Origin of the sequence: Streptomyces sp. NPDC052079 (assembly GCF_040680275.1) — a bacterium.
Classification (GTDB): domain Bacteria; phylum Actinomycetota; class Actinomycetes; order Streptomycetales; family Streptomycetaceae; genus Streptomyces.
On record NZ_JBFAWL010000057.1, the window covers coordinates 1 to 1445 of the forward strand.

The window sequence follows — 1445 nt, forward strand, 5'->3', positions numbered from 1 at the left end:
GCTAGTACCAATGCCGTGTAGTTAGCGTTGGGCGCCCGGCGTCAAGGGGTGCGGGTGGTCAATGTCGATGCTGATGGTGGCCTTGTAGCTGGTTCTGTCGACGGTGCCTCTGGCGTTGTACTTCGAAATGGCGCGTTTGACGACGTGTGGCCGGGTGCGGATGCGCCGGTCGGGCATGAGGCCGGCCATCGCCCGGCGGCCTATGGTTCCGACGAGATCGACGGCTGTGTTGTCGAAGACGCCTGCGGCCTGGACGAGCAGGTCGCGGGCGGTGTTCAGCGCGATGGAGAAACTGGCCCGGTCGGGGTCGGTGTCCGGGCGGAGGCCGGTGGCATCCGCCATGGCCAGTCGCAGGACCTGGTAGGTGACCAGGAGAGCGAAGACTTCCTGGGTGACGCCGGCCGGGGTCCGGGCACGCAGGACCCGACCGCCCAGAAGAGTGGACTTGATCTCCAGGTAGGAGGTCTCGATCTCCCACCGCTCGTGGTAGAGCCTGATGAGCTCCGCGGTGGGGTGCGTGTGGGGGTCGGTCAGGGTCGTGACGAGACGGTATGCGCCGGTGTGACGTCCCTGGGAAGTGCTGACGGTGATCTCGCAGTCGATGACCCGGACCGCGACGGCTCCGAGCCCGGAGAGGTAAGAGCCGTCGGGAAAACGCCTGAGGACCGGCAGCCTGCGGTGCTGCTTCACGCGGACGAGAACGTGCGCTCCCGTGCCGGTGACCGCCTCGACCAGTGCCTGGACGGCGAAGTTCCGGTCCAGCAGGACGATCATGCCCTCGCGCAGGCTGCGGACCAGGCTCGGGGCATAGGACGTCTCTCCCTTCGCGGTCGGGCCGAACACCGCGTCCAGAACGGTACGGGTGCCGCAGGACACCAGGACCAGCAGACGGAGCGAGGGATATCCCGCCCCGCCGTTGTTGCAGCGGTGCCTGACGAACTCGGCCTGGTTCGCCGGGCTGTCGGGCACGGCTACGAGCGTGCCGTCGACAGCGCAGACGAGAAGGCCCCGCCACCGTGCTTCCGCGGTCCTGATCCCGGCGGCCGGTCCGCGCAGCAGATCGAACAAGCGCCGCAGTGGCACCGCCCCGACCCGCCTGCGGGCCTGAGCCAGAGCACCGGCCGTCGGAGCCGCCGTCTCCAGACCGTCCAGCCCGGCCGTCAGCCGCTGCCACACCTCCTGCCATCCGATCCCGGGGAACAGCGCCCCGGCCAGCAGCAGGTACACCACCACACGCGAGGGAAGGTCGCGTATCCGCTGCTGTGTCCTGCCGGTCTCGGCCAGCACCTCGTCGACCATCTCGAACGGGACAACCCGGGTCAACTCGCCGAGGTGGCCCGGCGCGAACGGACCCGCGGCAACCGCTACCTCGTGAGCAATGACAGACTTGGCGTCCAATGGGGCTCCTGCTGAACAGTGATCTTGGTCGACACGGTTCTAGCAGG

1 protein-coding gene is annotated in these 1445 nt (G+C 68.3%); it reads right to left on the reverse strand.

The window, feature by feature from the left end:
• Window positions 1–21 precede the first annotated feature (21 nt).
• The gene (locus tag AB0L56_RS31505; protein WP_365429569.1) at window positions 22–1398 is read right to left on the reverse strand and encodes an IS4 family transposase; all 1377 of its coding nucleotides are present in this window, start codon (window positions 1396–1398) and stop codon (window positions 22–24) included.
• Between the last annotated feature and the right edge of the window lie 47 nt (window positions 1399–1445).